Source organism: Clostridium fessum, from assembly GCF_003024715.1.
In the GTDB taxonomy this organism is placed as follows: domain Bacteria; phylum Bacillota; class Clostridia; order Lachnospirales; family Lachnospiraceae; genus Otoolea; species Otoolea fessa.
The window spans coordinates 246,776-273,227 of record NZ_PYLO01000003.1; the positions used below are offsets into that span (position 1 = coordinate 246,776).

Genomic DNA, 26,452 nt, shown 5'->3' on the forward strand with positions numbered 1-26,452 from the left:
TCAGTAAAAAACTAATTACTACTAAACCACTCTTCCAGAACCAGGCCGTCTTTCTTAACAACATATCCACTTCCTCCTCTACCTTTCACATCTTCTACCATGCTAATAATCAATATAGGATGTTCTACCGTATCTTCTGTTGTAAAAATTGCGAACCATCCTAATTCCGTACCCGAAGCATCATCCTTCGATGCCTTGATTTCTGCCGTACCTGTTTTTCCCGCTAAAAGAATGTCATCCCGATGGGCTGCATATCCAGTTCCATTAGAATCATTCACAACCTTCTTTGTTCCTTCCAATACACGACTTGCTGTCTCATTAGAAAAGGCTCCTGGAATCCAATACTCAGCTACTGCGTCTTTCTGATATACCAAATACGGTTTTATGACATTTCCCTCATTACAGAAAGCAGAATAGATACAAGCCATATGTAACGGATTCACTAAAACCTGTCCTTGTCCGTAACCGCTGTCAGCTAACTGTATTTCAGTTTCAATTCCCTCTGTATTGGAATACTGCGACTCTGCCATCTTAATCTCAAATGGCAGTTCCTCATTAAAACCAAGTCCGGTCAAAGAACTCTCCATCTCTTCTGAGCCAATCTTTAATGCTGCCTTTGCGAAATAAATATTATCGGAATAAATCAAGGCATTCTCTAAAATGACTGGTTCATATGCATGGAGTGTTGTTACATGATAAGAACCCCACGATGCATCCTTTTGCCAGCTTAAGCCTACGTTCCCGTAATCTTCCATCGGATCGATTGCTCCTGATTCCAAGCCGACTGCAGCGGTAATTGGCTTGAATGTAGACCCCGGACACCACACTTGCCGGAACCGATTATACATTGGCTTATTCTCATCCTCATTAAGCGCAGTCCACTGTTCACTGGACAATCCCATAATAAAATCGTTATTGTCATAGGACGGTGTGCTGACCAAGGCCAATACCTCTCCGGTATAAGGATTCATGGCCACTGAGCAGCTTTTATCTTCCTTAAACTGTTCGTACAAGGAAACCTGCAAATTGGCATCTATCGTAAGCTGAATATCCTGCCCATGCTGTACCAGAATACAAGCCAGTTCCTCCTTCTCTTTGCCTTCCGAATTTACAATGTAAATCCTGCAACCGTTCTGGCCTTTCAGTTCACTCTCAAACAAGCCCTCCATTCCGCTTCTGCTGATTACACTATTGGCTGTATAGCCTTCTCCTGCATGTTCCTCTAAATCTTCCGCAGTAACGCTTTGAACATACCCGACCAAATGTGCAGCCGCTTCTCCTAATGGGTATTCACGCACTTCAACATCAGATATCATCACTCCGGGAATTTCCAGTAGCTTTTCATGTCTTTCCTTTTCTTTCAGCACCTCTTCGTCCGGTTCAATCTTCATCAACTCGATTTCTTCAACCCTCGGAATGGTTTTTATCGGCACAAAGGAGTCATCCTTTACCCACTGTGCCGACAGCATCTTTTCTATCGCTTCCGGAGTTGTTTCCAACAGTTCTGCAATCTGTGCAATTGCTTCCTCTCTGTTTTCCACCTTGCCCGGAACGATTCCAACCGAAGAAGCTATACCTTTTCCTGCAAGGACACGTCCGTTCCTATCCAGAATTTCTCCTCTTACTGCCTGTGTAGTGGAAACTCTTACTTTATCTGTAGAAGTCAGATTCGGAAAAATCATGGAATCATCCCAAACCAACTTATATCCATCTTCGCCCTTTAGGAAGAGTGCTTCATTCTCAAAGCTGATAGTTCCTGCAACTGTATCAAAAGAAGTCTGGTAGGTTACCGCCATTTGCTCCTCATCATATGCAATAATCTGAACAGCCATATTCTGGACTTCTATACCTTCATAAATAGCTGAATTTCGAGTTACAAAATCCTCCTGACTGACATTCCCCGATGCCTCAATATGTAGCATCGCATACATTTCTTCATACTCCTGTTTTGGAATATGATCCATGTACTCCACCAGAAGTTCTTCCGGTGTCCTCCAGGCATTTTCCTTTGTTGCCAACATTCCTGCCACGCATACTGCAGAAATTACCGCAGCTATTCCTATAACAGCAATCGCAATCCATAGGAGCCTGCTTCTTGTTTTCTTTCGCTTGTTTCTGCTTTTTCCTTTCTTCATATTGACCTCCATTCATTTTGCTTTGCTGATATGGTCATATTCTATTTTCAATGTACGTTATATCTTCAAAATATTACATTCGTAAGATTTTAAAATAAAAAAATTTCTCTTTGCTGGGTATATCGTACTATGCATTCCTCCTCTCTTTTTATTACATGCGTAAGATTTCGCAACAAAAAAATTTCGTCCGCAATCCTGCTGCACTTGTGTAAATATTACATCAGTAAGATTTATAAGTCAAGTTATCTTTATACAAAAAGGCTCCTGCCAGGAGGTATCATACATTTTCGCAAAAATGATACCTTTTAGCAAAAGCCTATTATTCAGCAGAGTCTCAAAACGCCCCTCTGCTACGATATTCAAATGATTCATTCATAAGGCTACAAAACACACATCCATTTTTGCTCCTTAATATCCCACAAACCGCAGAAAATCAAGGTTTCCTTGAAAGCAGACAGACGGTTTCAATATTCCCCTGAACTTTGATTTTATACTGCATAGCGAAAGTATGCAATGTATATTCAGGATTGGGGTAGTGTTTTACTTTTTTGATATTTCTTCACATATTTTTTAACTCAAAAATATACTTGTTCTGCCGGGTATTCTGTTCCCATAATATTTCGTAACGTATCGAAATTAGTATTTCTTAAACGCCTTCCAGTTACATTTGTTTGCAAATAAAGTATATAGTCCTGCAAGTTTTGAAAATTTTCATTTTGAACATTAATATCTTTCCGTAAAAAACTTCCTATCGCAGTATTTACAGCTTTGACCTCATAATTTCTCACATTCCAATATGGATGTAATTCTAATTTTTCATATATTTCTTTTAGCATTCCATTCATTGGTTGCGGATCATTAATATGTAAAATCATTAATGAACGTGCAAACAAAATCAAACTTCTTAATTTAGAATTTTCTACATTGTTTTTATTCCCATTTCCAGTTCCACCATTACCTCTTCCTACACCATTGTTATCTTCTATGAAGATACTTCGCTTCTTTGGTACTGGTTTATTCCAACTCTTAAGCATTTTCCTTCCAATTGTCTCTGAAAAAACCGGGAAATATTGGATATCCTTGATTACGTCACAAACTCTAAACATTATGAAAGAATTTTCAATATTACGATTACCCGTTGCATAACTGCTGACAATTTTCCCAGGCAATAATTCTTCAAAAGACTCTACATCAACTTCAAAATCTTTTCCTATACTGATTCTATCCTCTCCATTTTTACAATATTCTTTCTTAAAAATTGCAATCTCATATTCATTCGCTGTTCTCAATCTTTACCCTCCAATCTTATACTATTTTTGAAATAATTTCTTTAAATCTATCCCGATCCCATTAAAATTAGGCTCTAATAATATTGATTCTTTCAAATTTTTCCAAAATGACTTCTTTATACCATCATCAAAAAAGAATTCTCGAATATCCTCATCTAAGTATATGTTTTGCTCTTTACAGTCTATAAATTTGTTCTTACCATCATCAATACATGCTTCTCCTGTAAGAATAAAAGAAAAATTACCTCTTGCCGAACGTAACTGCATTTGTACAACTTGAATATGGCTTTCGCAATCATAAAAAACATCATATTTAAAGTGCTTTTTCTTTTTTAAATTTTTATTATTATCAAAAGGATCTACAATATGTAATTCTGTCAATCTATAGTCTACAGGTAAAATAAAATTATAAATACCACAGCTTCCATATCTAGAACTCTCAACAGGTATAAACATATGCTCAAAACAGAAAAAAATCTTACCATAACTGTCTGTAAAATCTTTAATTTTACAAGTAGTAGAAAGCAACTGACATTTGTCAGAATTATATACTCTTAGCAATCCCACATCCTTATCTGTATTTTCCTTTACATCTGTACAAATATCAGATAATCTATCAACCACTATTCTATTATATTGATTAATGGGTATAAACCTATATGTTTTAAGCATTCCTTTCGTATCAATAAAGTCAGTTAATAAAATACTTAAATTCATATGTATCCTCCCTACACTTTGCCTTTTGCCAAAATGTATATCAACAATTCCGAAAATCTTACCCCTGGGGTAAATCAGTTTCCGCATGTGTCTTCTGCGGAAACTGAAACACACAACCATTTTTGCCACAAATCGGCGCAACCCTTTGATTTACCTGGCTTTTCTCGTCAGAAGAGTGACTGTTTCCACATGGCACGATACCTTCTGATTGATGTCAGGTATTCTGCCCGTTCTCGGAAACATATCCTGTCAAAACGGAAACAGGTCCACGCCTTCTGAAACCGCGCATTCACAACTACAAACAGATGCAATCTGTGGCAAAAATGACATCCATATCACGGTCTTGACCACCACAGTCTATGGGAACAAGTCAGTATAAGGCCTTTTCTACCTATATAATACAAGGCAAGTTTACACTGCTGCCGCCTGCCACTGTCTCGACCGTCGAGACAGTGAATGCCTCTAAACTTCTACACAATCCTTCCGCTCTAACCACAAGTTGGCCATACACTCGCAGGGAGTTGAGTTGCCGGATTTCACCGTCTCGACCTGATATCCGGTCATCATTTTATCTGTATCACATATGCCCTAGTTTCCATTAGATTTGAACTATCCGGAAATTCCGAATAGTTCATTTAAACTAATTTGCGAATTGGGTAAATACTGTTTTTCCAATTTCGTCCTGTGAATAACCACTACCAGCAGTCATCCAAAATTATCAGATAACTGAACCCTCTTGTAATTATGAGTTATTCGATTTTTTCGAATAACTGAATCCTGTTGCAGATAAATGCTATAAATAAACCTTTTCTTATTTTTCAAGCAATTTTATCATCCGCTGAACAATACGTTCAACCTGCCCGGATTCCACTCTCTGATCAAAAGCACCATTACAAAAATGATCTTCTCGTAATAGCATCGTTAACAAAGCTGAACATAAATCATAATCAGCATGTTCCAATCGCTTTAACTCTTCATTGCAATTTATAGGCTCTGTGGTCATGTAATCCCAGTAGTTTGTTTTTAGGTCACCAGTCTCTTCAAGCACCTCATAGCTATTGGTAACATTTATATTTGAGAGCAACTGCCTAAACTTCATTATCTTTTCTTCGTTTGTCATCCCTTGCTCCTCTCCGGTAAATCAAAGTGCGTTGCCGCAATGGTATTCAGTTGCTTAGCAATATCCGAAAATGGCAAATTCAAGTCCAATGTTCTGACGGTAATCTGGTTACCACTCATCTGGTAAACATTATTCGGATACACCTCTTCTTTAGTCTTTGCATACAGTAACATTCCTGAGACTTTGTGTTCCCTATCCCTCAGCTCGTATTCCTTGTTTTTTACATAGGTGAAAATCTGATAGAGATTGCTCGAATGAAGCGTATGCTTGTCAAACTGCACCTGTGTGCTATGCTCATAATATTTTGCATCAATGATTAGCACTCTATTATCATGCTGAAGCATAATATCACTCTGCATCACCGGTAGCATGGTATTTTCTTCATTGTCCAGTTGCCACGGAATCTGTGATGCATTCGCAGTAATCTGGTCTTTATACTCTTTCCTGTAGTATTCCAGTATAAACTTCTCATACAATCGGCACATACGCTGCTCGTCCAGAAAATCCATCAGTTGAGTACTTCCATCTGACTGAGTCTGAAGCAGGCCCTTCACTACCAGATAACAGACTGAAATCAGCATGCGATATGTCTGATTATTTCGATTGTACTGAACATTCCAATTTACTGTGTGCAAATCAATAAAATTCACCTCTCCAAAATACATCATCAGCTTTCTGAGATTCTTCTTGCGTTGCTTCGATATATTTGACCGAAGAAGAAGCGCAACTGTAGATTTGATGATTCTGTTCATGGTACTGTTAACCGAAAACTCATCGTATGTACAGATTAGCTGTTTCCGTAACATTGATTGTGTCTTGATGGACTCTGCAATATCAATCTTTCCTCGCAGAGAAGAGAGCGCCTCCGTCTGCGGAATATATTCTTTACCAAGTCCTCGCTTTAGCTGAATCGCAATACCTTTTTCTAAGATAGCCGCCATCAGCTCGCCAGTATTATGAAATTGTTCTGTGGCTATATTCTTATAGCCTTGCTCATTCAATACCTGAAATGCATAGGACAGCATATAGTAGACGTTTTGTATCGGTATCACTTAATCGCGCTCCTTAGATTTTCGCTCCAATCTTTTACCTTCATAGGTTCATCAAACCAGTATTCTTTCAACATCGGTATCAGCTCATACTCCACAACACCATAAAGCCAATCATCGTCGATTGTGTCAGGCTGTAAATTACAGAAGTAACTGTGTCCAATGCAGAATCCCTCACCCAAAGATTCATCAGAAGCAATCACACCATTCAAATTTTCTACGCAACTAATCAGCTTGTTAAACTTCTCATTGTCTAATGCCATGCGATACTCTCTGAAACCCGGAGTCTCAAACCCTGGCTTGATATCAAAGAAAGCAAATCTTCTGCGAAGTGCATAATCCAACATAGCAAGGCTTCTGTCTGCAGTATTCATCATACCGACGATATAGACATTTTTCGGAACCGCAAATTTCTCATCGGAATACAGAAGCTGCAGAGCATTTCCGCGTTTATCGTTTTCAATCAGCATAAACAGCTCACCGAAGATCTTACTCAGATTGCCACGATTGATTTCATCTATGATAAAGAAATACTCGTTATCACTGTCTATCTCGGCCTTCTTACAGAAGTTATAGAATGCTCCCTTCTTCAGTTCAAATCCTGTAGCAGATGGGCGGAAACCCATAATAAAGTCTTCATAGGAATAGCTCTGATGGAACTGCACCATCATCACACGCTCTACATCTTTTACACCCATCATGGAATATGCTAGGCGCTTAGCAGCATAAGTTTTTCCCACGCCTGGAGCTCCCTGCAAAATAATGTTTTTCTTGTTTCTAAGCAGGCCAACCAATCTGGAATAGTCTTCTTCAGACATATAGACATCATCAAGGAAATTTTCCGCTGTGTACTCTGGATAGGTAACTTCCTGCTCGTCGTCAACCATATCATCGTCTTCAAATAAGTCTTTGATTTCCTGCACAAAGTCACTATATGGAGTAATATCAGTCAATGTTTTCTGTGGTGCCTGATGATTAATTGTCCAATTACCCTTATTAGTCCAGTTAACTTTTCTGATATTTGAATACTCGTCTGCACGATCAGCATCGTATTCGTAGTCAGACTCAACGATTCCTTTACCAAGAATTCCATTGTTTCCTTTCTTCACAAATACAACATCACCAATCTTTATATCATGGACGAACTGCCATGTGGCATGAGCTGAATTCCTATAAGAGCTGCTATCGCCATATTCCTGCTTCATCTGCTGTTTCATTTCATCTTTAGAGCTGAATACTCCAAGATCTCCAATTTCACCCCAGCCCAGCAGCATATAGCCATTCCTATAGCACTCTTCCCATTTATCAGCACCCTGTCCCGGAGCATAGAGCCAATAACGAACAGTATCGACATCATTGTCTGCAAGAGCATCGCTATCATTCGTTTTATTGCTCTTTGCATCAGAAACACCTTTTTTGAAAATATCCGATGCCATCTCCGCTGTTAATTCCACTGTCTTACCTGCTTCGGTAAGTGTCCACACACCTCTTACACTCTTATCAATGTATCCAGATCCAACGAGATAATTTCTTGCAAAAGCAACTTCATTTTCAAATTTGTTAACCTTCGTTTTACCTCTAGTTTCGTTTACTACCTCATCCGACAAGTGCTCATTTTCTATAATTTTCTTTCTTGCTTCTACCGGTGTTGCAGATCCTCCCAAATCACGTAGTGCCTGTAATAATGGCATGAACCATTTGAGAAATTCTGCTTTCGATGTCTTTTTTCCTTTTTCAACTGATTTTTCCTGATTCACCTTCTCAGAAATAATCCATGCTGTATAGGACAAATCCGGGAAGCTCTTGTACTCATATTCGCCCGTATCCAGAACTTTCTTACACAAATCTTTTATCCCAAGATAGTCTGCGGCATACGGCACTTTCTTAAAGGTCTTCTCAGCTGCGACCACAACCTCGCCAGGCATGTTCTTGGTATCAGCTATAAACCAGCGATTTCTGGAATCCAGATTGATAAATGCATAAGGGCGAATCCAATACAGACCCATCGTAATATTCCATCGAATGCAAAGCTGATCATGTACCATATCATATACTTCAGAAAATTTCCGGCGGTTATCTACTGTGTCATTATCGGCAAGTACAAGAGCAATCTCAAACAAACTCCACAGATTATCAATATCATCTGTTTTTCTATCATCCTTAAATCCATAGAATGTAGCTTTCAGATTATTGAGAACCGGAATTCCATCAAAATTGCTCGGAACTGTTGCAGAAATTTCGAACTCTGACGCAATCCCATTAAGAATCGCGATTCTATTAGCATTTGTTATTCCCTTATTAAAGGTTCCAAAGATAGTAAATGGGTCGATGTCAATAATCTCATCGCCACTCTCAAGCTTAGGAACGCTCATTCCTGCCATGTTATACACCGCATATAGTTTCTGAATTAGTGCCTTTCTGTCAGCTTTGAAAGGCAGGAGTTTCGTTGCAAACTCTGTGTAAAAATCTATCCAATCATATTGCATCTACGTCACACCTCCTGTCGAATACAACACTCTATATGTCTGACTGATTCCCATCCTCCGTATTTATGAACTTTACCGGACCGCCAATTCCAAAATATTTTTCAAAGAAAGTTTTTAGCTTATCAATAACCGTCTGCTTCTTTTTTGCACGATTACCACCCCCAAAGCGGCTGACCGGTGGCATAATTGTATCAATATCTGTGCCGACAGTTTTAACTTCTCCCTCTCGGAAAGAATTCTCTAAGAACTTACGGGTTTCTTCCGGCTTGAGCTTTTCATCTTTAATGATAGCTTCCAAATCTGCTTCACGCTGTTCAGCAACATAGCCGTTCCATTCGGTCATTACATCATCGACATCGTTGATCCCTGCAATAAAGTTTTCAATCAGTTGTTTTTTACTGCGAAGCTCTGGGCTGGCATCAATTGCTTTATGAATCGTTATCAGCACTTCCTTATCTTCGCAGTGCGTATCGTGATACTTTTTCACCAGCATCAGAATGTAGTCAATATTGATTTCGATCTGTTTAATAAGCTCAACTTCAAAAACAATGTCGTCAATGATGTCAGTGCTCTCACCATTTTCTCGCTTGCATTTCCATTCATCTCTCAGATCCTGATATCTACCAAGATAGTCCTGAAGATCTCTCTCAGAGATCATTTCCTTACCTACAAACTCATCAAAGGAAACAAGCAAGTTCCGCATACGAAGGAGCGCGCCAAACAAAGCAATGAAATCCTTCTGATTCTGCTCACCCACAATCTGTGTCTCTGATAACGGGAACTTATTCTGCAAATCCTCGATCATATCTACATAACCAGGCATCTGTTTTCCATCAACAGACTCATAGCCGTAGTAATAGTCTTTAAAGCTCTGCAATAAGACGATTCCACCGGCGTTCTTATCTCCAAATAAGGAAATTGCTGCGTCAACACGCTTTTGCAGATTGCGGAAGCAAACAATATTACCGAAGGTCTTGATGCTGTTCAAGATACGATTCGTTCTGCTAAATGCCTGAATCAGACCATGCATTTTCAAATTCTTATCTACCCATAGTGTATTCAGAGTTGTTGCATCAAACCCGGTTAAAAACATATTTACGACAATCAGAAGGTCCAGTTCTTTATTCTTCATACGGAGAGAAACATCTTTATAATAATTCTGGAACTGATCACTATCCGTCGAATAGTTCGTATGGAACATCACATTGTAATCTTTGATGGCATCATCAAGGAAGTCTCGTGAGCTCTTATCGAGTGCAGATGTATCCTCTGGATTCTCCTCTTCCAGAAGTCCGTCAGCTTCCTCCTCATTTGGGGCATAGCTGTAGATAACCGCGATTTTCAGTGCTTTTGTAGGATCTTCGGCAATCTGTTTTCGGAATTCATTGTAATACAGTTTCGCCATTGGAACAGACGCTACTGCAAAGATAGAATTAAAACCACTCACTCTTTGCTTCTTTTTAATTTCTTCTACCGCACCGCGCTCTGCAGATGCAACATCTGAAATATTGGTGAGCTGATTGTAAATATAAGTCTTATCTCCTCGATACGTCTTCTGGTCGAAATGATCCAGTATGTACTTGGTGACCTGTGAAATACGTTGCGGAGCCATAAATGCTTTTTCACGATTAATATCCCAGACCTGTTCATCATCAATATCCTTATCGGAATCCATGGTTTTAATATAATCAACGCGGAAAGGAAGAACATTCTTATCATTGATGGCATCTACAATTGTATACTCATGCAGCTGATCACCAAACGTCTGTGCTGTCGTGAAAAGCATGGATTTTGATGAAGTGTTGGCATTAACAGAAAAGATCGGAGTGCCAGTAAAACCAAACATATAATACTTTTGAAATGCACCACTCTTCTTGTTTCCGTTCTTATCGACGCCGCCAGCAATTGCTGTATGCATGTCACCAAACTGGCTACGATGGCACTCATCAAAAATAATGACTACTTGCTTGTTATAAACCGGATGCTCTTTATTTTTCTTGATAAAAGTTGACAGTTTCTGGATCGTCGTAATAATGATATGAGACTTCCGATCACTGAGCTGCTTTGCAAGAATTGAAGTAGAGGTGTTACTATTGGCGGCACCTTTCTCAAACCTGTCATATTCCTTCATTGTCTGGTAATCAAGATCTTTTCTATCTACGACGAACAAGACTTTATCAATGTACGGAAGCTGTGAAGCGAGCCTTGCTGTTTTAAATGAGGTCAGAGTTTTACCAGATCCTGTGGTATGCCAAATATATCCGCCAGCTGCTATGGTGCCATACTTCTTATAATTATGAGCGATCTCTATTCGATTCAATATTCGTTCTGTTGCCGTGATCTGATACGGACGCATAACCATCAACATATTTTCAGATGTGAAAATACAATACTTTGTCAAGATATTCAGAATAGAATGCTTTGCAAAAAAGGTTTTCGTAAAGTCAATCAGATCCGGGATTACTTTATTGCTGGCATCCGCCCAGAAGGAAGTAAATTCAAAGCTATTGCTTGTCTTTTCCTTCTTTGTCTTTCCAGAGTTTGCATCTTTAATTGCGTTCCACCTAGTGCTGTTTGAATAGTACTTTGTATTCGTTCCATTGGAGATCACAAAAATCTGAACATACTCAAATAAGCCAGAACCAGCCCAGAAGGAATCCCTCTGGTAACGGTTGATCTGGTTGAACGCTTCTCGAATCGCAACACCGCGACGTTTCAATTCAATATGAACAAGAGGCAAGCCATTTACAAGAATAGTCACATCATAACGGTTATCATGTTTTGCCCCTTGTTCCTGCCCGATAACATACTGGTTGATTACTTGCAGGCGATTGTTATGAACCTGTTTTTTATCAATCAGCATGATGTTCTTGGACATGGCATCATCACGTTTTAATACCTGTACAGAATCTTCTTGAATTTTCCGTGTCTTATCTACAATGCCTTCATTCTTATTTGCAATCTTCTCAGTGAAGAAACGTTCCCACTCAGTATCGGAAAACTTGTAATCATTCAAGTCTTCAAGTCGAGTACGTAGATTCTGAATTAAATCTTCCTCTGTATGAATTGGAAGATACTCATACCCCTGTTCACAGAGTAGACGAATAAATTCCTGCTCCAGTTCTGCTTCACTCTGATACGCATCAGAACGTTTTTTGACAGGCTCATACTCTGTAACTACTGTATTTTCGTTGGTTTCAGCAACGATGTTGAAGTATGGCATACCATCACTCCTCTCTGTTTCTATTGCTTCTCTTTGAAGGTTAGAAGCTTATCCCTGTAATATTCATATTGCTTCTGACGTGCTTCGATTTCTGCTGGAAGTCCCGTAGACAGGTCGTTGCAAAGTTTGTCGAAGCGGTCGAGAATAGATACAATTCTTTCTTGTTCCTCAATTGGTAATATTGGAACCATGATTTTAGACAATTTCGGACCAGTAGTTGTTGCGCGTGTAGTAACTGAAGCGTACCTTATAATGACATTTCTCACAGCTGTCGTTGAAAAATAATATGAGCAAAACTTAGGAAGCAAATAATCTGTTATTGGTCTTGCCCTCAATACAAAGCCGCTAAAGACACAATCTGGTATATCTTCAATCAAAGTGCTGGACATTCCAATATCTTCTTTTGTTTCTGATGTTCGTGTAAAAAATACATCTCCTTTTTTAGCACTATATCTTTTGATTTCATCATCTGTTACATCGACTAATCCTTTTATAAAGTTGTGATTCAAATATCGATGATTATACACATCTGTGAAGTTTATAATTGGCGTTCCCTTGCCAAATGCTTCTTTTCCTTTGTTAAGTCCGTTTTTTATTTCAAACAATGTTCCAACCGAAGCTATGGCATATCCAAACACATACTGAATGAGCTTAATTGCGTTCAGTTCTGTCTGTCTGTCTGTCTGTCTGTCTGTCTGTCTGTCACGAGCGTGCTGCCGGTTTCAGCAAATGTCAAGAGTAAATCACGATAATATTCGTATTGCTTCTGGCGTGCTTCAATTTCGGCTGGAAGACCGATATTCAGGTCGGTACAGATTTTCTCGAAGTTATCCAAGACATCTGCATAGCGTTTCTGAATATCAAGTGGCGGCAATGGTATAGTAATTTGCTCGATAGATGGAACATTAGAGTGAACCACCTTACTTTTTACTTTTCCTTTGCTTTTCTGTTCTCTCGCTTGTTGTGTTGAAAGTACATGAGCCAAATATCTCGGATTTTGCTTATGCTTCAATACAACAATATCTCCACCTGCAAGACACCTTTCGTGGCCTACATATGCTACAGATTTTGCAATATCTTCCACGCTTTCACCCGTAATGGCAAAGAGAATATCACCATGCTCAAAATATTTCGGACTGGAAACATATTCAAGCTGTGTATGTGATACGCAATTATCAAACCATGTATTGTAGGTGGTATAGATTTCTCCGTAACGAACACATGGAATTCCTTCTTCAGTTACTTGGTCACGCTTAATCCCGGAACCTCGATATATATCAGTGGCAATCTCCTTTAATGTGACCAAAGGAATATCGGCCTTAGGTTTTAACAATTCATCTCTATAAAAATCATATTGTTTCTTCCGAGCTGTAAGCTCGGCTGTAAGCTCGGCTGTAAGTAACGTGAAAGAGTCCAGCACGTGGACTATTTCACGTTGTACCTCCAGAGGAGGTACAGGCAAACTTATTCTTGCCATCACATTACTCATCAATTTAGGATTACCCATCCCGGAATTAACATAGGTTGGTGCCACTCTATTCAGAACATAATAAAGATATTTTGTATTCACATCTTCGGATACATTATCTATAACCCCACAGACATTTGTGACACTGAACTTGCCACTCCTGTAAAATACAGTCCCCGCATTTGCACCGTCTGTAGTCCATGTTAAATACTCTCCATCAAACATGTATGTGGTTATAGATCCTAGCTTGCCCTCATTTTCCGTTTGCGATGAATACACAGGATATTCTCCAGCATTTTCTTTTAGAAAATCTTTTGACATGACTTTACCGCGACTAATATTTGCTATATCTCCAACTTTCCTGTATTCCACTCCATCTGGGCAAAGTTCTGCAATCAGCTCATCTAACCTGCTCATGCGTTCACCTCGATTTCTGCAATGATTTTGTCAATCTCATCACGAAGCACTTGTTCACGAGCAACAATTTCTTTAATTTCTGCATTCAGCTTCACAATATCAATTTTCTCTCTGGTATCTTCAGCTGCAACATAGGTGGATACTGATAAATTATAATCATTGCCTGATACTTCTTCATAACTTGCTAAATGTGAGAAATGCTCAACTTCGTCTCTCTTTGCAAAGACATCGACAATATGATCAATGTTCTTTGGTGTCAACTTATTGTTATTCGTAACCTTAATGCACTCATTTGTTGCATCGATAAATAAGGTTTTATTATCCACTTTATTCTTCTTCATTACCATGATGCAGGTTGCAATGGAAGTTCCAAAGAAAAGGTTACTTGGTAATTGAATAATGCAATCAACGTAGTTATTGTCTATCAAATATTTACGGATTTTTTGTTCTGCGCCACCGCGATACATAATACCGGGGAAGCATACAATTGCTGCTGTTCCGTTTGACGCAAGCCATGAAAGACTATGCATGATAAAAGCCATATCCGCTTTACTCTTAGGTGCCAGAACTCCAGCCGGAGCAAAGCGAGGATCATTGATAAGCAGAGGGTTATCATCTCCAGCCCATTTAATAGAATAAGGAGGATTTGAAACGATCAGTTCAAATGGCTCATCATCCCAGTGCTGTGGATTAATTAATGTGTCCTCACACTCAATATCAAATTTGTCGAATCCGATGTCATGAAGGAACATATTGATACGACAAAGGTTATAGGTTGTAATATTTATTTCCTGTCCAAAGAATCCAGTTGTAACTGCGTCTTTTCCAAGAATTTTTACAGCCTTAAGAAGCAGAGAACCTGATCCACATGCCGGGTCATAAACCTTGTTTACCTTCTTCTTTCCAACCGTTCCCAAACGAGTAAGAAGTTCTGAAACGTCTGCAGGCGTAAAGAACTCACCACCAGATTTACCCGCATTGCTGGCATACATCGTCATCAGATATTCATAGGCATCACCGAACGCATCGATATCATGATCCTTGACAGAGCCGAGGTTCATGGTAGCAATACCATCAAGCAACTTTGCAAGACGCTCGTTTCTTTTCGCGACCGTGCTTCCCAGTTTGTTGCTGTTTACATCAAAATCATCAAATAACCCCGAAAAACTATTTTCTGACTCGCTGCCTTGTGCGGATTCTTCTATATGTTGGAATACCATTTCCAGAAGCTCATTCAAGTTATCTTTTATATTTTTGATCTTACCTTCTCGATCCTTGAATGTAGCTTTTTCATTGTTGCATTTTGCATGAACATTACAAAAAAGCTCACTGGGGAGAATAAAGAATCCTTTCTCCTCTACAAGACCTTCACGAGCCTCTTCTGCTTCTTCATCGCTCATACGCGTATAATCAAATGTCTCGTCTCCTGCTTCCCACTCACCTTCATTTACATAAGCAGTGAGATTTTCAGAAATGTAACGATAAAACATTGTACCAAGGACATAATTTTTAAAGTCCCATCCATCTACGGCACCACGGAGTTCATCTGCAATGGCCCAGATTGCACGATGCAGTTCTTCTCGTTCTTGTTCTTTCTTATTATCTATTGGCATAATTGCATCCCCTTTCATTTATCTGCATCAGCACTTTTGCCGCTTTGAATCCAGTGATCAATTTCAGACACTTTAAATTTATATTGTCTTCCAACCTTGTAAAATGGAATTGTCTTTTTTCTGATCCATCCTCGGATGGTATCTTTACTACACCCAATATACTGGGCGATTTCTTCCAGGTTAAGCCATCTTTCTAAATCTTCCATCGTTCCTCCTCTTAGCGTCTCCGTCTATGCTGCTCACGTTTAAGTTGCTTATAATAATTCTCAATATTTAAAAATACGTTATATGTGTTGTTACTTTGCCTTGCAATATCATTTGCTATCTCCATAAAACTCTCCGGAGACTCGCAAAGGTCATAGCTATCAACTTTAACTGTTTTCCCGAAGCAAATCAGATTCTGGTCTGTGTCTGTAATCCATGAATGATCATATCCTTGCTTATGGGATATTCTTATTGCTTCATATAAGTCTGATGCCTTATTCTCAATTTGAATAATTTTCTTTCTCTCAATCTCTTTTACTGTTGCTATGAGTTTTCCCGTTTCTTCTGTATTCTCTGGAATTGATTCTACTAACGATGAATGGAGTGCAAATGAGTAATCAATGTGTTCTCCAACCATTTTCAATACAAAATTCATAAGAACACTTGATGGATAATTCTCAACGTCTGAATAAATAACCTTTTCTACATCACAAATAGCTGATGTGGAAACTTCCTGCTTTTTGTCATGAACACATATGTACACTTCATCAAAATATTGTCCCAGAAACCTTTCAAATGCATCCGTATCTTTTTTTGTAAATACACTACTCAAAAAAGGGATGAGTAAGTATTCCTTGAATTTATCCTCACACTGTGAATACAGCATCTCCAGTGCATCAAGCTTTAACAATTTTTTATAAGGCAGGTTTTTTAACGAATTCAACAACTGATCCATATCAGGAATATCAGCTTTCACATAATACTCTGAAAAAAGATATTCCTGGAATCCTGGATCTATATAAAAAACATCACATTCCTGTTCATACATCATACAAGCTGTTGAGCACACATCATGTTTGAAGTTTTTGATATTCATTTTGTGCGGATTTTCAAATTCTTTATGTACCGTTATTAAGTTGAAATACTTTTCAAAAGTATTCGCATCAAACTCAAGAACGCCCTCCTGATAGCTTAAAGCACAAAATTGTTCAAATACCTTGGAAAACTGGGAAGCGTCATCTACACTTTTAAATACCCGATCATAAGGCTTTTTATTATCATCATGGCCAGATAAAAGTGCCTCATACGTCAGTTTATAGAAAAGTTGATGGTTTTCATTAAAGCGTCTATAGTTTGGATAAAGCATAGACACGTAAGTTAAAAGCAGTGGGTTTGACGCAAAAATTCCATCTTTCTTTAAAAAGCCCTTACCAATGTAATCTACAATTGCATCCCGTTCGTCTGGTTGGTTTTGATACGTAAGTATCCTATCAATTAACTGCATAGATTGATCTGTATCAAATGGCCACACATATAAATGTACAAATTGATTCAGCCCGGTAAGATACTCATTTTCTCTAGAAGTAATTATCACCTGCACGTTCTGATATCTATCTAGAAAACTATTTATCTTCTTTAAAAATGAATCAATATCAGATGGATCAATCTCATCAAATCCATCCATCAAAAGTTGGCAACGTCCTTCGTATAAGGCTTTCTCTGCTTCCTCAGATGTAAAACTTTCATCCTTTGATGATACCGTCTCAACTATAAACTGTAGCATTTCAGTTTCTTGAGTAAAGTATCTGAGTTCGAGAAAAATAGGGAGAATTCCTGTTGTTGTGTAATCCTCCGCAGCTTCAAGGAAAAGATGCTGCAGCATGAGAGACTTTCCACATCCTCCGCTACCAATTAAAAGTGTTCTTTTGTTGTCATACCCGCGCTGCTTTAAATACATATTTCTAATGGTATTCATCCGCGGATTATCTAAATACAAGCATTTTATTTTCTTTTTATCAGCAAATACGCGTTCTTTTTCGCCAATAGTGTTACAGACAAAAAAATCTTTTAGTGAGACCTCTTTTCCACCAATCAATCTCATCACATTGTATCGTTCAGTAGCTTTCTCAATGTAGGCCGTAAATGTCTTTTTTGATTCATCCAGAGTATTCTGTATCGTTTTTTCAGAATTCTTCGATGCATGTCCTGTATGGAGATTGCGAGTAGGCACGAATACCCTGGAAATATTAGACCTCACTCTTTCTCCAATGTCCCCCTGATATACTCTTGGTCCTCCTCCTGCTGGCGGGCACCAGTTATCATAGGTTTGTTTTCCAACTTTGTTATCTTTTCTCTTAGTAACTGCATAATGCCAAATTCCCAAAAGGAGAGCTGGCAGACACACTTCATTAAGGTCACTAAAAGTGGCCTTTTTTATTTTACTTCCATCTTCAATCACAAAGAATTCTTCATCCGGTTCAATGCTGTCATCATCTATGACTAATTCGATTAGAGCTGCAGCAAGCCTCATGTCGCGCTTACTAGCAGTGTCAATTTCAAGAAATTCGTAGACAAATTCCGTCATTGCTTCAAGAGCAGATGAATAATTAGTTTGAATTCTTCGAGCAAACTCACTCATCTCAGCTGTGTTTCCAAAAGGAAAATACTTCCCAGTAGAGGTACTACACGATTTATATTCGTTCGTCTTTGATTTAATTATGTTTAATTCTGGAGCTTTGTAATCCGGGTTTATTACGCGAATTAGTCCCACAAGGACTTCTGGATCAGACAATCCATCGCGTTCACCCCTATAGTGCTCTCTAGCCTTTGTTCGTTGTTTTAAACCTTGAAGTACCAGCGTGAAAAAGGTACCACCGCAAAGACGAGGACATGTACTCTCTTTCATTCATCATCCTCCTGCTTTATCGATACGGCTATGAGCCGTTTCTATCTTATTACAAGTTATTCATAGTTAATTATAGAATATCACACATCTTCAGATTCTTCAATTGGGTACGTCAAATTGTATCTGGTAATCTTTGAATTTTTTTAAGATGAACCTAAAAAACCATATGAACCTTACGAACTAGGTGCAAACAACCTAGCAAGCAACGGTGTACAAGGGGTACAAACAAGATTAAAAAGAAAAGATAGATTTGAAAGTAAGTAGAGTGGGATAATCCAGAAGTTAGAGCTTAGATTTTCCACTCTACTTGAACGTGGTCGCTAGTTGCGCTGATTGAAATAATCAGGCCGTCAACGGCTTTCCTTTTGTCGTCAAATTCAATGCTGTCCCAATGGTCGAGGTAATAAGAGAGTTCCTGCTCCTTTTGGGGTGACATTGTTTCAATGGACATTTCCGCAATCTCCTTTGAAATGGTCTGGCGGCGAGTGTCCAGTTCTTCAATTTTTTTGTTAGCATAGGCAAGAAGTGTTGCGTTGGCTCCGGTTAGCGTATCAAGTAGTTTTTCAATCTCGGCTTCAACTTGCGCCAGTTCAATTTGATGGGCGGTCAGTTTGGGATTGACTTTTTCCTCCCGGCTATGGCGGACTTGAAAATTTTTAAATCTCGCCCGCATAGCACTGAAAATAAATTCCTCAAATTCAGATTTACGGATTTTACCACAGCCCGGGCAGCCTTTATTTTCAGTCCGTTTACTACAGCGAAAATAGCCTTCGCTGTTCGGAACGTGTGTTGCCTTTAAGGCATATCCGCAACACCCGCATTTAACTTTTCCGGCAAGCCATGTATTTTTCGGCTTACGTCCTTGTTGAAAACTCTTATTTGTCATTAGCTTCTTCCTGCATTTCAGCCATACATCAGACGGTATGAGCGCTTCATGTGGAGCGATTACAAGTATCTGGTCTTTCAGGCTCCTGTCTTTATCCTCCTTCACGTCCCGGCCCTGATAGAGATAACAGCCATTGGTTCCGGCAAAATCGGAAGCGTCATTGACAATAGCCGCCCCCTGGCTTTTAAAAAATTCGTAGAGTTCTAAATCTGCTTGTGCGTAAACAGGATTTCTTAAAAGCTGTGAAATAAAGGTACGGAATAGCGATTTACCGTAAACTTTGATGTTCTGTTCCTCAAAGTACCGTGTAATGTCACCAAAAGACGTTTCCGGCTCGGAATACATTTCAAACATGAGCTTTACATATTGGGAAGTTTCGGGGTCTGCCACCATCTTTTTTGTGCGGATACCTTCAACCACTGTCGGCTCCAACTGATAACCATAGGGGGCCTGTCCGCTCATGTGAAAACCTTTCAGGCACCGGGAGTAGTAAGCGTCCGTGACGCGTTTCTGGATTGTCTCACGTTCAAGCTGTGCGAATACGATACAAATATTCAGCATGGCCCGCCCCATTGGGGTTGAGGTGTCGAACTTTTCTGTGGACGAAACAAACTCCACGTCATATTCCTGGAACAGCTCCATCATGTTTGCAAAGTCCAGAATGGAACGGCTGATTCTGTCCAGCTTATAAACGATTACCCGCCGCACCCGGCCCTTTCGGATTTCTCCTAACAGCTTTTGAAACTCCGGCCTGTCCGTATTCTTCCCGGAATAGCCTTTATCCTTGAATACTTTACAGCTTCCGCCTTTCAGCTCATACTTACAAAAATCAATCTGGCTTTCAATGCTGATACTGTCCTTACGGTCTACCGACTGTCTCGCGTATATACAATCTTCTCTGATAATGTCCATATTGGGCTCCTTCCGTATGGAATGGAGCTACCAACCTTACAATTATATTATACCATAGGCAGCCCCGGACAACAATGTTGCGGTTGATTAGTAAAATCTGTCCGTGTATTTACTGAACACATCATATAAGTGATTTTCGATTTCTCTTTTTCGCTTGTTCTTTTCATCCGGGGATAGTACCGGAATTAGATTTTCCAATACGATAAGTTTCCCTTGAAAATATACGGATTGTTTTTCGCTTTGGTATGTAACAGATTGAACCATCGAAAACCTCCACTTTTCAGTACGGATGAACAGCGGCCAGCTTCCCTCTTGTCTGCTGGGGAAACCTAAAAAAGCGGCTCCCTGGAAGGAACTGCCCTTTGAGCTTTCCCCAGCCTCGGGCCACGTTGGCCCGAAGCTAATAATCGCCGTTATAATATTTCTGTTCAGCCTCGTTGAGTGTGTATAAGTCAAACACTCCATAAAGCTGATTTACTACACGGCTAATATCTTTATGGGTGAATCCACAGTCCTGCATGGCCATAATCACATAGCCCCGGCAGGCGTCATTACTCCATATATTCAGCGTTAATTCTGGACTAGATATATTTTCCTTCATAAAATTCTCCTGTTCATAGAAAAATATGGGGCCCAGCCAGAACGGTTGCCCTATCATCAGACAGTAATAGAGGAAGGGCCCCACAGGTTAGAAAGTTTTTTCAGATAGACCGGACGGACAGTTGGCTTTTTGTCCCATAGCATTTCAGCTCTCCCCATTCTGATGGCAAGGCGATCTCATTACCTGCGACGGCTCACGGTTCGCAACACCGCTGCACGCTCGGATTGTGACTAATCGCAAGTATCCGGGTTTTGTGTTTTGTCCGGCAGACCTGCCACAGTCTGCCTACGGCATGGGCCTGGTCGCTCTCTCTAGTGTAAAAATAGAGGTCATGGCGGGCCTGTCACTGGACACAAGCACCCTTCGTATCCGTCTATCTTTTATTCAGTTTTCAATCTGCGTGAGGCGTGTCCCGCTTCGGGCCAATGTGGCCCGAGGCTTTGACTGCCTCTCATAAGCCATTTCATTTTTGAGGCGAAATCGGTACACCTTATAAAAATTTTTTTAAAATTTTTTCCAAGTTCCGAAGGCCGCGCTCAATGGCGAGCCGCACGACCTTTTCATCCACACCCTCGGCCCGGGCAATGTCTTGTTTCGTCAAGCCGAGAATGAAATGAGCGTAAATGCGCTTTGCCTGTTTGTCGGGCAGTCGTGAGATGGCGGTATAGAGTTCTTGTATCGTCACTTTACGCTCATACAGTTCATAGGGAGAGAACGCAACGAAAAGCGCCTCATGCTCAATTCCATCATTCCGATCCAGGGAGTAATAGGCTTTGTGCCGGTATGTACGCAGACGGTAAGCGGCTTCCTTCCGGTCAAACTCCTTGAACATTTCAACAACATCTTCTGGTACTTCCATAAAGTAGTCTGACGTATAAAAAGGGTAATAGTCCCGTAAATTTATAATAGCCATATTGAACCTCCGCTTTGTTTTGTGATGGATGGACAACAAAACAGAAGCGGCGGGGAGCGTATATGTAGGCTGAAATTTCTGAAATTTTCAAAAAATAACAGTGAAAAATCTATAAAATAGTAAAGATGGCTACTCGTTCTAAAAAAGCCTCGACAGCTTATCTCAAGACTGGCTCTGTTTCGATAGCAAATCCTGAAATAAGGTGTCGAACATAAAAAAAGCTCAAACAAATAACAGCTTGTTTGAGCCTTAAAAAAGTTTAAATTGGAATAAAACTCCTCCCATCTAGGAGGAGGTAAAGCAAAAGGGGCGTTGCTTCATCTATTTTTTCTCAATAATCTAACTCATGTTATTAGCAACCTCCGCGTAAAAATCTCGTAGTTCTTTTATTATCATATAATGTATTTTTTGCAAAATTTGTCGTAGATAGGAGGCAAAAATAAAAAAATAGAGTAGAGGATATGTTAATGGTTAACGTACCTCTACTCTATCTAATTGTTACTAAAAATTTTCTTTTAAAAAGGTTGTTACAAAACAGACTCAATTTACTATATATAGTATATGTCAATTATTAAATCTACCATATACAGAACATTACTTTTCTCTTTGCAACAACCCTTTTAAATTGTATAATTGCTTTCACTTAATCAGCATTATTTTTTATCTGATTGAATAGCCATCCTATAATTCGAGCTATACAGTATAAAACACCAAGTCCAAGGACGGAGCATACAACTAGAAAAAATATAGACATTGCCGACATATTTACATCAACACCTTTTTGAATAGGACTCTACTTATATTATTCTTAATTTAATACGGTAGAAACTTCTCCATTAAAAACTTCCGTTCTTAAAGCGAAAGAAAGTGTTCCTACTCCGCCGACTACATTTGCTCTCATAGAGCCAGTCACTTCGGCCGCTTTGCTTGAGGTAGATGTTGCACGGCCAATGGCTAAACTTTCATCTTCAACCGTTCCGCCAACACAGTAGGTATTTAAATCACGTGCATTAGAAATTTTCCACTGGCTACCACTCTTTGATAAGTCAAATCTGTAATCCATACCTGCGACACCCCAAAATGCATCCGATTTCCACGTTCCTTCAGTAGCAGGATCACGAGTTAAAGGAGGCGTATAGCTAAGTGTCACTGTTACCGGCTGACCGTCCTTCTCGAAATGTAATGTTTCCGAATAGGGCTGGCTTTCGTCAAAATTATTCAGATCGACACTGAATGTTTGTCTCTGTTCTGGAGAATCAGCAGCAAGAGCACTAAATGCGCTACCAACTACCATGAGACTCAGCGCTACCAACAGACCCAATGCCTTTTTCAAACCTTTCTTCATAAATGACCTCCTTGAGACTTTACCATAGTAACAAACTCAGATTTTTTAGCGCCCACCATTATGTAAGGCACTATTCTCTCAAATTCTCCTCCTCTATAGCCCCAATGGTATCCCTCCCTTTACTAATCGGTTATGAGCTTTTTATAACTAACTGTAGTATACCACAGAATCCCTATATATGCAATATAATCTAAAAATGGTAAATAAAACTTAATAAATTGTTAATTATCAACATATATCGTATATTTTTCTGATATAAAAACCGGGTATTCAAGTTTTGTGTTTTGATGTTTGAGTTAAAACGATAAAAAGAAAGAGAACTTGTTGATATAAAAAAAATATCATTCTTTTTGCATAAACATATAAAAACTCGAAAAGCGATTGATAAATCACCGAAAATTTGTGGCGAATTTTCTTAATATAGATATTTTAAGGAGGTATTGCGTAAAACAATAGATGTTGTATAAACTCAATAATCTTTTTTGCAGTATATTGCTAAATAGCTAAATGGCAAGCAATGCCTCTGTGGCCACAAGTGGCACAAAGGCTGCTTGTTGGGGCTCGCCCCAAACCCATATCTTCGGGCCAACATGGCCCGAAGTGTCAGCGTCGCTTTGCTCCTTATTTTCATAACCTTAACGCTCCTTTTCCTGCTTTCTTCCCGGCTCGGTGTAGCCCATCAGAGTGTCAATGTTCGCCTTGATTGTGACGATCTCCTGCATATCCCGTCGTGCCTTCTGGTATTCTCCATAGAGCTGTTTTTTCTTTGCTGTGAGCTTACGGCCTTCTTCCTTCAGCACATCCATTTTGGGGAGCTTTGCCCCGCCCAGCAGAGAGCGCATTTCCGCTTGTGCAACCCGGTACAGTTCAAGGTCGGCCTCATGCTCCGCAAGGAATTTCCTGCTGTACTTCGTCGCCTTATACTGCTCAAAGACTGGGCGGGTTTTGGCATACTGAACCGTTGCAGCCTTTAGCCCGGCATTGGTTTTCATAGCCTGTTCCGTCTGCTTGACCTGCTCGGAAATAGCATGGAAACGGTCTGCCGCCTCGGTGGCTTTCTGCGCCAACTGCTCATAATCGGTCAGGTTATTGTCCTGTATATAGGCAAGAGCGGCGGCCATCTGCTTAATGTTAAATACCTTCGCCCAGCGTTCATATCCAGGCCCCTTACCGGCAGCCAGCTTTGCTTGAATATCCACCGCCAGACTGATTTTCCGTTCCGAGCGCCCGGGGCGTTTTTCTTTGCCCTCAATGGCAGACAGAACATCTTGCAAGTCGTAGCCGTCTCCCAGCGTGGAAGCCCGCAGACGGGTAAAGCGTTCCTGTCCCTGCCCGGTCAGCCGGAAACTGATACCGCCGCCCCGAACCGTCTTGACCTCATATCCGGCCCGCTTCATCAGATTGAGAAATTCGTCCAGATCAGCGGGGCGTTCCGCCAGCGCAGTATCAATGGCAAGGCGCAGTCTGTCCTGATAGGAAAGCGGCCCTTTTCGTTCTTTCTGCCATTCTCCATAATTCCGATACTTGCCCTTGCTCCGGGGCTTCGGGTTCTCTACAATGGACAGCCCGTTTTCAAGGCACAGCCTGTCAGAGAGCCGCCGGAGGGCGAAGCTGGAGCCCCAAAAGTTTCGGAATTTCCGGGTGCAGTCAAGGGTGGTGGAGTTGTAATAAATGTGACAATGGATGTGCTGCTTATCGGTGTGCGTGGTAACGATAAAAGCGTGCCGCCCCTTTGTCCAGCGCATAGCCAGCTCATAGCCGATACGGTTCGCCTCCTTCGGGGTGATCTCGCCCGGATAGAAGGATTGTCGTATCTGATAGCACAGCACATCATTTTCTTTTTTCTGTTCCCGGCCCGTCATAGCGGCATAGCTGGCTTTTGCCAAAAGGAACTCGTCCGCCACGGTGGCCGGATCACATTCATAAGCGGAGATATACTTTCCTCTTTCTGTTTTCTCCGGGTCCTTGCCATAGTCCAGACAATCCCGGATTGCCTCGGCAATCGTTTCGCCTTCGCCCGCATGGCGCTGCAACAAAGTTGTGGTAGCCAGAAATCATCCCTCCTTTCCATGAGAAAAGGGCGGCCCATCCAGACCGCCCCGACTTCGGGCCAACATGGCCCGAGGCTGTTTAACTTGCCAGAAACCGGTACAGAGCGGATTTGCCTCCGTCCAGCGCCCAAAGAAGGGAGCCCGCCGCCGCTTGCAGTCCATACGGCGAAAGAAGGAAAGCGAGAAACAGAAATACAATCCCGCCTATGGGCGTCGGCGTGAAAAAGAGAGCGACACCCAGCACCACCAGAATCACAGAGGCAATCGTCAGCAGGACGGCACAAATATCAAACAGGAATACCAGCAGAGCCGCCAGAAGGGACAACGCTAAAGCAAAGGGAGCAACCAATATTTTCAGCAGTATCTTCATCTCCAAAACCTCCTTTATCTATCCTTCCTACCTCTATTTTATCATGCCTTCCCGGGGACATAAATGTTGCGAAAGATTAGTGAATCCTGTCCCAAACCTTCGGGCCATGATGGCCCGAAAACAGAAAAAGCAGGACACATTCATGTCCTGCCAAATTTCTGCTATTCTGTTTCCTGCTGCGGGCAATCGGGAACTGTCAGCAGCGAAGTGTCGATAACAATATCCTCTGCTGGTTTCAAGAGCTCTGTCAAATCGTGCTGCCGTCCCACGTTGGTCACATCAATTTTATTCACGCATATTCCAATCCACGGAAACTGTCTGCTTAATTCATCCATCAAGTCGTATATATCAGCAGTTGCCAGCTTATCATCCGATATGTAGCCGGAGCCTTGACGGTGAGAAAAACGATGCCGTTTGAAGAACCGGCGCAAGTCGTCATACGCCTGCCGGTAATTGGCTCCGGGGTAATGCTCTTTTAATTGATGGGTGTCCAGATCAAAATTTAAGGCTTTGAAATATTTTCTCTCCAAAACTCAAGCCCTCATTGCTGTTTTTTCCTGATAGTGGGTCAACAGATCTTCTTCATTGAAATCATCTGGACTGTCAGAATCGTCACTGTCACAAAGACGCCACACAGAAACATTATCCATGAACCATGTCTGCCGCTTCAAGGTATTGACGATCCGGCCGAACAGACTAAAATCCCTCGCTCTGCCGCAGTCACGGAATACCAAAGCGCCGGAACCATCCTCCATACGGGGAAGGCCCACGGTTTGGAATGTATGATTGATTGTGTTGTAAATGCCATCCAGCCGGTACTTATTTTCGGCTGTGATTTTATCATCATTCATGCGAATAACCATTTTCAGCATGGTATCAGCCTCCCTTCTTGAATTATTATATCATTATAGAGCTGGTTCTACAATCTTGAAAATCTGAATTTTTTATGACGGGCTTCGGGTCATGC

Annotated in this window: 20 protein-coding genes; all 20 read right to left on the minus strand. The window is 40.5% G+C overall.

The genetic code is table 11. From position 1 onward, the window contains the following. Nucleotides 1-11: 11 nt before the first annotated feature. Nucleotides 12-2,135 (minus strand): penicillin-binding transpeptidase domain-containing protein, encoded by a 2,124-nt coding sequence (locus C7U56_RS10405; protein ID WP_107001157.1) that lies wholly within the window; start codon nt 2,133-2,135, stop codon nt 12-14. Nucleotides 2,136-2,710: 575 nt separating this feature from the next. Next, complete coding sequence (locus tag C7U56_RS10410) at nt 2,711-3,424, minus strand: hypothetical protein (protein WP_107001158.1); 714 nt, start codon at nt 3,422-3,424, stop codon at nt 2,711-2,713. 21 nt (nt 3,425-3,445) lie between these two features. Then, the gene (locus tag C7U56_RS10415; RefSeq protein WP_107001159.1) at nt 3,446-4,141 is read right to left on the minus strand and encodes a hypothetical protein; all 696 of its coding nucleotides are present in this window, start codon (nt 4,139-4,141) and stop codon (nt 3,446-3,448) included. Nucleotides 4,142-4,952: 811 nt separating this feature from the next. Continuing rightward, nucleotides 4,953-5,261: a DUF6508 domain-containing protein gene (locus C7U56_RS10420; RefSeq protein ID WP_107001160.1), complete on the minus strand. Its 309-nt coding sequence runs from the start codon at nt 5,259-5,261 to the stop codon at nt 4,953-4,955. Next, the gene (gene mcrC / locus C7U56_RS10425; RefSeq protein WP_107001161.1) at nt 5,258-6,313 is read right to left on the minus strand and encodes a 5-methylcytosine-specific restriction endonuclease system specificity protein McrC; all 1,056 of its coding nucleotides are present in this window, start codon (nt 6,311-6,313) and stop codon (nt 5,258-5,260) included. Before mcrC ends, C7U56_RS10420 begins: the two co-directional genes overlap by 4 nt. Beyond that, nucleotides 6,310-8,796, minus strand: a complete 2,487-nt coding sequence (locus C7U56_RS10430; RefSeq protein ID WP_107001162.1) for an AAA family ATPase — start codon at nt 8,794-8,796, stop codon at nt 6,310-6,312. The genes mcrC and C7U56_RS10430 overlap by 4 nt, the downstream gene beginning before the upstream one ends. 31 nt (nt 8,797-8,827) lie before the next feature. After that, nucleotides 8,828-12,019: a type I restriction endonuclease subunit R gene (locus tag C7U56_RS10435; RefSeq protein WP_107001163.1), complete on the minus strand. Its 3,192-nt coding sequence runs from the start codon at nt 12,017-12,019 to the stop codon at nt 8,828-8,830. A gap of 20 nt (nt 12,020-12,039) precedes the next feature. After that, entirely contained in the window at nt 12,040-12,657 is a 618-nt protein-coding gene (locus C7U56_RS10440) for a restriction endonuclease subunit S (protein ID WP_207655661.1), read from the minus strand. Nucleotides 12,658-12,680: 23 nt separating this feature from the next. Further along, a complete protein-coding gene (locus C7U56_RS10445; RefSeq protein ID WP_107001165.1) occupies nt 12,681-13,904 on the minus strand; it encodes a restriction endonuclease subunit S in 1,224 nt (407 codons plus the stop codon). Continuing rightward, the gene (locus C7U56_RS10450) at nt 13,901-15,517 is read right to left on the minus strand and encodes a type I restriction-modification system subunit M (RefSeq protein WP_107001166.1); all 1,617 of its coding nucleotides are present in this window, start codon (nt 15,515-15,517) and stop codon (nt 13,901-13,903) included. Before C7U56_RS10450 ends, C7U56_RS10445 begins: the two co-directional genes overlap by 4 nt. 14 nt (nt 15,518-15,531) lie before the next feature. Further along, nucleotides 15,532-15,723, minus strand: a complete 192-nt coding sequence (locus tag C7U56_RS10455; protein WP_092071476.1) for a helix-turn-helix domain-containing protein — start codon at nt 15,721-15,723, stop codon at nt 15,532-15,534. Between the two features lie 11 nt (nt 15,724-15,734). Beyond that, nucleotides 15,735-18,407, minus strand: a complete 2,673-nt coding sequence (locus C7U56_RS10460; RefSeq protein WP_107001167.1) for an NACHT domain-containing protein — start codon at nt 18,405-18,407, stop codon at nt 15,735-15,737. A gap of 289 nt (nt 18,408-18,696) precedes the next feature. After that, entirely contained in the window at nt 18,697-20,205 is a 1,509-nt protein-coding gene (locus C7U56_RS10465) for a recombinase family protein (RefSeq protein WP_107001168.1), read from the minus strand. Between the two features lie 400 nt (nt 20,206-20,605). Further along, the gene (locus C7U56_RS10470) at nt 20,606-20,806 is read right to left on the minus strand and encodes a hypothetical protein (RefSeq protein WP_107001169.1); all 201 of its coding nucleotides are present in this window, start codon (nt 20,804-20,806) and stop codon (nt 20,606-20,608) included. A gap of 490 nt (nt 20,807-21,296) precedes the next feature. Beyond that, a complete protein-coding gene (locus C7U56_RS10475) occupies nt 21,297-21,719 on the minus strand; it encodes an RNA polymerase sigma factor (RefSeq protein WP_107001170.1) in 423 nt (140 codons plus the stop codon). Nucleotides 21,720-22,527: 808 nt separating this feature from the next. Beyond that, nucleotides 22,528-23,064: a hypothetical protein gene (locus tag C7U56_RS10480; protein WP_107001171.1), complete on the minus strand. Its 537-nt coding sequence runs from the start codon at nt 23,062-23,064 to the stop codon at nt 22,528-22,530. Nucleotides 23,065-23,699: 635 nt separating this feature from the next. Continuing rightward, on the minus strand, nt 23,700-25,100 hold the full coding sequence (locus C7U56_RS10485) for a relaxase/mobilization nuclease domain-containing protein (protein ID WP_431833070.1): 1,401 nt from the start codon (nt 25,098-25,100) through the stop codon (nt 23,700-23,702). A 94-nt stretch (nt 25,101-25,194) separates the two neighbouring features. Then, complete coding sequence (locus C7U56_RS10490; protein WP_023042378.1) at nt 25,195-25,485, minus strand: CD1845 family protein; 291 nt, start codon at nt 25,483-25,485, stop codon at nt 25,195-25,197. A 161-nt stretch (nt 25,486-25,646) separates the two neighbouring features. Beyond that, a complete protein-coding gene (gene vapD / locus C7U56_RS10495) occupies nt 25,647-26,015 on the minus strand; it encodes a VapD family protein (protein WP_016306491.1) in 369 nt (122 codons plus the stop codon). Between the two features lie 3 nt (nt 26,016-26,018). Continuing rightward, on the minus strand, nt 26,019-26,357 hold the full coding sequence (locus C7U56_RS10500) for a hypothetical protein (protein ID WP_016306492.1): 339 nt from the start codon (nt 26,355-26,357) through the stop codon (nt 26,019-26,021). Between the last annotated feature and the right edge of the window lie 95 nt (nt 26,358-26,452).

Coding starts and splice junctions, on each gene's coding strand:
- C7U56_RS10490 (WP_023042378.1), bottom strand. CDS start 25,485: ATGAAGATACTGCTGAAAATATTGGTTGCTCCCTTTGCTTTAGCGTTG.
- C7U56_RS10455 (WP_092071476.1), bottom strand. CDS start 15,723: ATGGAAGATTTAGAAAGATGGCTTAACCTGGAAGAAATCGCCCAGTAT.
- C7U56_RS10460 (WP_107001167.1), bottom strand. CDS start 18,407: ATGAAAGAGAGTACATGTCCTCGTCTTTGCGGTGGTACCTTTTTCACG.
- C7U56_RS10500 (WP_016306492.1), bottom strand. CDS start 26,357: ATGCTGAAAATGGTTATTCGCATGAATGATGATAAAATCACAGCCGAA.
- C7U56_RS10415 (WP_107001159.1), bottom strand. CDS start 4,141: ATGAATTTAAGTATTTTATTAACTGACTTTATTGATACGAAAGGAATG.
- C7U56_RS10420 (WP_107001160.1), bottom strand. CDS start 5,261: ATGACAAACGAAGAAAAGATAATGAAGTTTAGGCAGTTGCTCTCAAAT.
- C7U56_RS10465 (WP_107001168.1), bottom strand. CDS start 20,205: ATGGACATTATCAGAGAAGATTGTATATACGCGAGACAGTCGGTAGAC.
- C7U56_RS10430 (WP_107001162.1), bottom strand. CDS start 8,796: ATGCAATATGATTGGATAGATTTTTACACAGAGTTTGCAACGAAACTC.
- C7U56_RS10475 (WP_107001170.1), bottom strand. CDS start 21,719: ATGGCTATTATAAATTTACGGGACTATTACCCTTTTTATACGTCAGAC.
- C7U56_RS10435 (WP_107001163.1), bottom strand. CDS start 12,019: ATGCCATACTTCAACATCGTTGCTGAAACCAACGAAAATACAGTAGTT.
- C7U56_RS10450 (WP_107001166.1), bottom strand. CDS start 15,517: ATGCCAATAGATAATAAGAAAGAACAAGAACGAGAAGAACTGCATCGT.
- C7U56_RS10405 (WP_107001157.1), bottom strand. CDS start 2,135: ATGAAGAAAGGAAAAAGCAGAAACAAGCGAAAGAAAACAAGAAGCAGG.
- C7U56_RS10445 (WP_107001165.1), bottom strand. CDS start 13,904: ATGAGCAGGTTAGATGAGCTGATTGCAGAACTTTGCCCAGATGGAGTG.
- C7U56_RS10480 (WP_107001171.1), bottom strand. CDS start 23,064: ATGAAGAAAGGTTTGAAAAAGGCATTGGGTCTGTTGGTAGCGCTGAGT.
- C7U56_RS10470 (WP_107001169.1), bottom strand. CDS start 20,806: ATGAAGGAAAATATATCTAGTCCAGAATTAACGCTGAATATATGGAGT.